The sequence below is a fragment of the Pseudomonas sp. 39004 genome, assembly GCF_028682155.1.
In the GTDB taxonomy this organism is placed as follows: domain Bacteria; phylum Pseudomonadota; class Gammaproteobacteria; order Pseudomonadales; family Pseudomonadaceae; genus Aquipseudomonas; species Aquipseudomonas capeferrum.
The window spans coordinates 1-7,010 of record NZ_JANIAG010000231.1 but is presented as its reverse complement, the minus strand read 5'-3'; the positions used below and the strand labels follow the sequence as shown (position 1 = coordinate 7,010).

Annotated in this window: 6 protein-coding genes; 3 read left to right on the top strand and 3 right to left on the bottom strand. The window is 61.2% G+C overall.

Annotated features, from left to right (window positions below; all coding sequences use genetic code 11):
• Window positions 1-144: 144 nt before the first annotated feature.
• Complete coding sequence (locus tag NP534_RS24730) at window positions 145-870, bottom strand: RHS repeat-associated core domain-containing protein (RefSeq protein WP_274100457.1); 726 nt, start codon at window positions 868-870, stop codon at window positions 145-147.
• 186 nt (window positions 871-1,056) lie between these two features.
• On the opposite strand from NP534_RS24730, the gene NP534_RS24725 reads away from it, so the two are divergent.
• Together NP534_RS24725 and NP534_RS24720 are read left to right on the top strand one after the other, a co-directional pair.
• Window positions 1,057-2,055 (top strand): sulfate ABC transporter substrate-binding protein, encoded by a 999-nt coding sequence (locus NP534_RS24725; RefSeq protein WP_274100456.1) that lies wholly within the window; start codon window positions 1,057-1,059, stop codon window positions 2,053-2,055.
• Window positions 2,056-2,204: 149 nt separating this feature from the next.
• The gene (locus NP534_RS24720; RefSeq protein WP_274100455.1) at window positions 2,205-4,229 is read left to right on the top strand and encodes a mechanosensitive ion channel family protein; all 2,025 of its coding nucleotides are present in this window, start codon (window positions 2,205-2,207) and stop codon (window positions 4,227-4,229) included.
• Window positions 4,230-4,285: 56 nt separating this feature from the next.
• Here NP534_RS24720 and NP534_RS24715 read toward each other — a convergent pair whose 3' ends face one another.
• Window positions 4,286-5,212 (bottom strand): class I SAM-dependent methyltransferase, encoded by a 927-nt coding sequence (locus NP534_RS24715; RefSeq protein ID WP_095063714.1) that lies wholly within the window; start codon window positions 5,210-5,212, stop codon window positions 4,286-4,288.
• Between the two features lie 48 nt (window positions 5,213-5,260).
• Window positions 5,261-6,157 (bottom strand): DMT family transporter, encoded by an 897-nt coding sequence (locus NP534_RS24710; protein WP_274100454.1) that lies wholly within the window; start codon window positions 6,155-6,157, stop codon window positions 5,261-5,263.
• A 134-nt stretch (window positions 6,158-6,291) separates the two neighbouring features.
• On the opposite strand from NP534_RS24710, the gene NP534_RS24705 reads away from it, so the two are divergent.
• Window positions 6,292-6,729 (top strand): Lrp/AsnC family transcriptional regulator, encoded by a 438-nt coding sequence (locus tag NP534_RS24705; RefSeq protein WP_033699412.1) that lies wholly within the window; start codon window positions 6,292-6,294, stop codon window positions 6,727-6,729.
• Window positions 6,730-7,010 lie beyond the last annotated feature (281 nt).

The window sequence follows — 7,010 nt, the reverse complement described above, 5'->3', positions numbered from 1 at the left end:
AGCGGCCTTGTGTCGCGAAAGGAGGGCAAAGCCCTCCCCGAACACCGATTCACCACACATGCGGTCGGCGCCTGGCTCAGCGCACCCGTCAACTGACAGATCTGATAGTTGACGAAGCTCCCGAAAAGAAACTGCGGGAATGCATTATTCACCAAAATCTACTGATCCACGAGGTGGCAGACCTTGACGAATTCTCGAAATACTTTGCTCAAGAATCTGCTGCTTAGTGGCATTGAACGCATCCTTTGCATCGGGGCCGAGATGCTGTCGCATCGTGTCCCCTAAAGCGCCCATTGTTTCAGCGGATACGTACTCATAAAAGACAGATAGCATTTGCTCCGACCGGAGCGCGTTCTGAGGATCGAGGTTCTGATTTTCAACATCATCAACCTCGATATTGAGGGACTGGTAGCTCACAGATTTTGGTTGGCTTTTTCGCTCTTCATAGCTGAGCACGCTCGACTCTGATCGCAACGTTCGGCCTGTTCGCTTCATCAGCTTTGTCGCTTTGAGTGCGCCAGTCATAGAGAACTTGTGCCCAGAGGGGTCAACTCGATTTACTGGATCTCCAGCACAGTAGGCATAGGTATTCAACCCGCCCTCGCCAAAGGGGCTGTCAGCATCCGGCGCAAGAAACCTCCGGAGGACCGGGCGGTACATTCTGTATCCGTTACCGAGCAAATACCCTTGACTGACCGTTTCCAACCACTCGCCATTGAATCCTATGGAGGTGCCATCTTCGAAGGCACGATGACCATATACACAGTAGATCTGCCTCTGCACATCACTATCAGCTAGAGCCAATAGGACGGAGCCGGCGCTGTCGCTGGATAGCAGACAAGCCGTCTGTCTTACCTTCCGAGACCGCATCGCCCTGCCCTCTTCTAATTCCTCACGTCACTTCACTACGCCTGCAGCCTCCCTTCAACTGGCAGAATTACCAGGTGGCCAAACCAAGTGCATAAGCAAAGCGCCATTCGGTCTTTAAATGCCCAAGAACCAAACGCTATAGTCGCAGGCAGTCTGCCCACAACCTTTCAAGAACAAGGAAGCAACGTGAAAAAACTCTTCACCGCCTCGCTGCTCGCCGCAGGCCTGGCCTTTGGCAACTTGGCCCAGGCCGCCCCGACCCTGCTCAACGTCTCCTACGACGTGATGCGTGACTTCTACAAGGACTACAACCCGGCCTTCCAGAAACACTGGGAAGCCGAGCACAACGAGAAGGTCAACGTGCAGATGTCCTTCGGCGGTTCGAGCAAGCAGGCGCGTGCGGTCATCGATGGCCTGCCGGCCGATGTCATCACCATGAACATGGCCACCGACATCAATGCCTTGGTCGATCACGGCAAGCTGGTGCCGGACAACTGGGTGACGCGCCTGCCGAACAACAGCGCGCCGTTCACTTCGGCCACCGTGTTCATCGTGCGCAAAGGCAACCCCAAGGCACTGAAAGACTGGCCCGACCTGCTCAAGGACGGCGTGCAGGTGATCGTGCCCAACCCCAAGACCTCGGGTAACGGCCGCTATACCTACCTGTCAGCCTGGGGCTATGTGCTCAAGCAAGGCGGTGACGAGGCCAAGGCCCGTGACTTCGTCGGCAAGCTGTTCAAGCAGGCGCCAGTCCTTGATACCGGTGGCCGCGCCGCCACCACCACCTTCATGACCAACCAGATCGGCGACGTGCTGGTGACCTTCGAGAACGAAGCCGAAATGATCGCCCGCGAGTTCGGCCGCGACCAGTTCGAAGTGGTCTACCCAAGTGTGTCCGCCGAAGCCGAGCCACCGGTGAGCGTGGTCGACAAGGTGGTGGCGAAGAAAGGTACCCAGGCGGTGGCCGAGGAGTACCTGAAGTACCTGTGGTCGCCAGAAGCCCAGGAAATCGCGGCCAACAACTACCTGCGCCCACGCGATGCGACAGTGCTGGCCAAGTACACCGACCGCTTCCCGAAAGTGGACTTCCTGTCGGTAGAGAAGACCTTTGGTGACTGGCGCACCGTGCAAAAAACCCACTTCAACGACGGTGGCGTGTTCGACCAGATCTACACCAATCAGTAATTGATCCAGCCAGTGTCGGCCTCTGTGGCAGCGGGTCTACCCGCGCAGAGGCCGGTGCTGATAACACACCACATCGAACTTTCCCCACCCCCACCAATCAGTTCCTTGAGTAACCCTGCCCCGCTCACCCCGGCCGAAGGAGTACTCCAGTGCTGCGTTACCTCTCCACCCTGCTGCTCGGCTGCCTGCTGAGCACCCATCTGCTGGCTGCAGACCCTGCACCTGCCGAAGAACAACCCACCGAACCGGAACCGGTCCTGCAAGGCGGGCTGCTCGGCGCCCTGGCCGACGGCCTGGACAGCGCCGCCCAGGAACTTGACCTCGATGCCCACCTGGTCGATGCCTGGCGCCTGCGCACCGACCGCGCGGCCAAGGAAATGGAACGCCTGGTCGACCGCCACTCGGCCAGCGATTCGCTGCAGTTGGCGGCCAACTTCATCTTGCTGACCCTCACCTGGGCCGCCAGCTTCGCGGTGCTTACCAGCCTCGGCCGCTGGCTCAGCAAGCGCGCTTCGGCCACCCCATGGCTGAACGAGCGCCAGCGCGCCAGCAGCCTGCTCGGCTACCTGCTGCCCTATACCCTGCCGGCGCTGGCCAGCCTCCCGCTGACCCTCTACGTCAGCCGTTTCCTCGACCCCTCGGTAGCCCGTGCCCTGGGCCTGAGCCTGGCCTACGCGACCAGCAGCGGCCTGTTCTCGACCTCGATCATCCTGTGCTTGATTACATTGTTCGATGCCGGCCACAAGCGCCCGGCCGTGGCCGTGATCAAGCGCCTGGCCCCGCGACCGCTGTTTCTGATCGGCTTCCTGGCGGCCTGGAGCGATGCCTTGACCAGCCCGCAGATCGCCCGCCAGTTGGGCGGCAACATCACCGCCAGCATCGCGGTGTTCACCGGCCTGGCCGCCACGTTCATCTTCGCCAGCCTGGTGATCCGCCTGCGCCGCCCGGTGGCCCATCTGATTCGCAACCGTGCGCTCAAGGACCGCGTGCAACACCGGGCCGTGCAGGAAACCCTGCGGATCTTCTCGGTGCTGTGGTACTTGCCGATCCTGCTGATGATCCTGGTCTCGGCGATTCACCTGATCGGCGCCGGCGAAGAAAGCCAGAAGGCGCTGCAAAAGGCCTTGCTGACTACCGTGCTGCTGGTGTCCACGGTGTTTCTCAGCACCTTGCTGCAGCACCTGCTGGCGCCCCGCGAAGTGGATGCCGGGCAACGGGTACGGCCTTACAAGGAACTGCTGCGCAGCCTCGCCCACGCGCTGTTGCGCATCGCCATGGCGGTGGCTTTCATCGAGCTGCTCGGGCGCATCTGGGGCGTTTCGGTGATCGGCTTCGCCCTGAGCAACAGCTTGGGCCAGGCCATCAGCAATTCGCTGTCGAGCATCGGCCTGATCCTGCTGGTGACCTGGCTGCTATGGGTGGTCCTCGACACCGCCATCCAGGAAGCGCTGAAACCCGCCGTCGGGCGCCGTGCAGCGCGCCAGCCGAGTACCCGGGTGCGGACCATCCTGCCGATGCTGCGCAACGCCGTAAAAGTGGTGCTGATCGTCATCTGCACCATCACCACCATGGCCAACCTGGGTATCAACGTCGCACCCCTGCTGGCCGGTGCCGGGGTAATCGGCCTGGCCATCGGCTTCGGCTCGCAGCAACTGGTGCAGGACGTGATCACGGGGCTGTTCATCTTGATCGAAGACACCATCTCGATCGGTGACTGGGTGGTGCTCGACTCAGGCCATGCCGGCACCGTCGAAAGCCTGACCATCCGCACCCTGCGCCTGCGCGACGGCAAGGGGTTCGTGCACTCGGTGCCGTTCGGCCAGATCAAGGCAGTCACCAACCAGTCGCGCCAGTTCGCCTATGCGTTCTTCTCGGTGCAGTTCACTTACGACAGCGACGTGGATGAATCGCTGGCACTGATCCATGAGGTGGGGCAGTCGATCAGCGACGATCCGCTGCTGCGCATCAACCTGCAGGGGCCGCTGCAGGTGTTCGGGGTGGACCGCATGGACTTGAACGGGTTTGTCCTGACGGCGCAGTTCCGTACCATTTCCGGCGGGCAGTATGCGGTTAGCCGGGCGTTCAATGAACGGCTGAAGAAGCGTGTGGACCAGACCGAGAAAGTGAGCTTTGCCCAGGTGTATCCGCTGCCGGTACGCGCCGTTACTGCTTGATGCAGGCACGCCCGGCCCCTTCGCGGGCAAACCGCGAAGGGGTGGTGCAGGAAGACTCAGGCCTGGCGGAATACCAAGGCCTTCAAGCCCCCCGCTGGGTCTGCATCAGGAAACTCCGGCGGGTTCTCCAGCCGCTCGACGAAGGCCAACGTCGGCGCCTGCTCGGCCATGCCCTCGATCAGAAACTCCGGGCCGATTGCCGGGTCGTTCACACATGCCAGCACCGTGCCGCCCTCGTTCAGCAACTCGGGCAAGCGCCGCAAGATCTTCGCGTAGTCCTGGGTCAACACAAAGCTGCCCTTCTGGAAGGTCGGCGGGTCGATGATGATCAGGTCATAAGGGCCGTACTTGCGCACCTTGCCCCACGATTTGAACAATTCATGCCCCAGGTACGCCACCCGCGACGCATCGTGGCCATTGAGCCGGTGATTGTCGCGCCCGCGGGACAACGCCGACTTGGCCATGTCCAGGTTCACCACCTGTTCGGCGCCCCCGGCGATGGCCGCCAGCGAAAAACCACAGGTATAGGCGAACAGGTTGAGCACCCGCTTGCCCGCAGCCTGCTCGCGCACCCAGCGTCGGCCATAGCGCATGTCCAGGAACAGGCCGTTGTTCTGGCGTACGCCCAGGTCCAGCAGGTAGGTCAGGCCATCCTCGACCACCTCGCGCTGCTGGCAGGGCTCGCCCAGCAACCATTGGCCGGGGCTGTCCGGCAGGTAGCGGTGCTGGATGAGGATGGCCTGGCCAGCCCATTGCGGGCGCTGCGCCAGGCTCTGCAACATGGCCTCCAGCTCGGCCAGCTGGCCTTCCGGCGGCTCGCGGAACAGCGCTACTGACAGCACGCCCTGGAGCCAGTCCACAGTCACTTGCTCAAGGCCCGGCCAGCAGCGGCCGCGGCCGTGGAACAGCCGGCGGGTTTCCTGCGGGGCGGGGTCGAGGGCGGTGAGCAGGTGTTGCTCGAGGGTCTGGATCGGCGAGGTCATGGCGGGTCGCAAGCTGGAAAAAGCGGCATTCTACCCTTGTCCGCCTCTTCAATGCTTGACTGCAACCCGCGCAGGGCGGAACCACCAGCCCTGCTGCATCCCTGCCGCCGCCAGCAGAATCAGCGCCACGCCGAGCCACTGCAAGGGTGCCAGCCTGTGCCCGAAGGCCACCCAGTCGACCAGGATCGCAGCTATCGGGTAAACGAACGACAGCGCGCCGGTCAGTGCCGTAGGCAAGCGTTGGATGGCGCTGTACAGCAGCACATACATCACCCCGGTGTGCACGATACCCAGGGTCACCAGGCTGGCCAATGCCGAGGTCTCGCCAGGCAGACCGCCCAGCTTGACCCACGGCGCCAGCAGCAGCACACCGGTTGCCACCTGGATCAAGGCAATCAGGTGCGGCGGCGTGCCTTTGAGGCGCTTGATGATCAACGCAGCGATCGCATACAAGAACGCCGCGCCCAGCGCCAGGCCGATGCCCAGCAGGTAATCCTCGCCACTGCCCTGCCCCGCACCGTGGGCACTGACGATAGCCAACATGCCAAGGAAGGCGACACTCAGCCAGGTGACCTTTGCCAGGGTGATCTTCTCCCCCAGAAACACCGCCGCCAGCCCCACCAGGATGAACGGCTGCACGTTGTACACCGCCGTGCCGATGGCAATCGAAGCGCGCGAATAGGAGGCGAACAGCAACACCCAGTTGCCAACGATGGCCACGCCGCTGGCAATCGCCAGCAAAAATGCGGTGCGGCCGATCACCCCCGGCTTGAGGAAGCCCAAGGAAGCACAGATCACCAGCAACGTGCCGGTGCCGAACACACACCGCCAGAACACCACATCGAGCACCGGCTGGCCCGACACCAGCACGAACCAGCCGATGGTCCCGGAAATCAGCATGGCAGCGACCATTTCCAGCGAGCCACGGCGCAATGAACTGTCCATCTCACACCTCCCGTTGACGATGGCAACAGTATGCAAAGGGCAGAGGGTGACCTTCCAGCGGATATCAAAGGCGTATCAGCCAACCTGCCTTTACTATCAAGGCAAATCAATCGAACAGCCTGACGAGGTGAAGCATGACCGATGCAATCGACCAACTGCTGATCAATGCACTGATGGAAGACTCGCGGCGTTCGCTCAAGGCCCTGGCGCAGATCAGCGGGCTGTCCGCCCCCAGCGTCAGCGAACGCTTGCGCCGCCTGGAGGAACGCGGTGTGTTGCGCGGTTACACGGTGGATGTAGACCCGCGCAGCTTCGGTTATCAACTGCAGGCGATCGTGCGTATCCGCCCGCTGCCGGGGCAGTTGCAGGAAGTGGAACGGCAAATCATTGCGCTGCCCGAATTCACTGAATGCGACAAGGTGACCGGCGAGGACTGCTTCATTGCCCGCCTGCATGTGCGCTCGATGGAACAGCTCGACACCCTGCTCGACCGGATCAATGTGCTGGCCGAGACCAATACCGCGATCATCAAGAAAAGCCCGGTCAAGCGACGGCTGCCGCCGATGGATTGAATCTGCGGCCTAAAGAAAGCCACAGTAGAAAGCTGACTATTTTTTGTACACAAGAATGTCACCTTAGGTGCCATTTTTGTGTGCACTTTTCTCAACCCTGCCCCATTACGTTACAACCTTTTCAGCGTCATTTCTGACCATTTGATCAACTAACAAGTGCACGCAAAAATAATAGCTGTTCAACTGGTCAACTTATATAGACGCTATTTCATTGACTTACCGTTCAACAACATAGATTCAAAATAGTGGCAACTTCGATGTCGCTATTCGCCAGATCGGAA

Bases quoted from the DNA above. Each gene is read 5' to 3' on its own strand.
- NP534_RS24715 (WP_095063714.1), bottom strand. From the start codon at position 5,212: ATGACCTCGCCGATCCAGACCCTCGAGCAACACCTGCTCACCGCCCTC.
- NP534_RS24705 (WP_033699412.1), top strand. From the start codon at position 6,292: ATGACCGATGCAATCGACCAACTGCTGATCAATGCACTGATGGAAGAC.
- NP534_RS24730 (WP_274100457.1), bottom strand. From the start codon at position 870: ATGCGGTCTCGGAAGGTAAGACAGACGGCTTGTCTGCTATCCAGCGAC.
- NP534_RS24710 (WP_274100454.1), bottom strand. From the start codon at position 6,157: ATGGACAGTTCATTGCGCCGTGGCTCGCTGGAAATGGTCGCTGCCATG.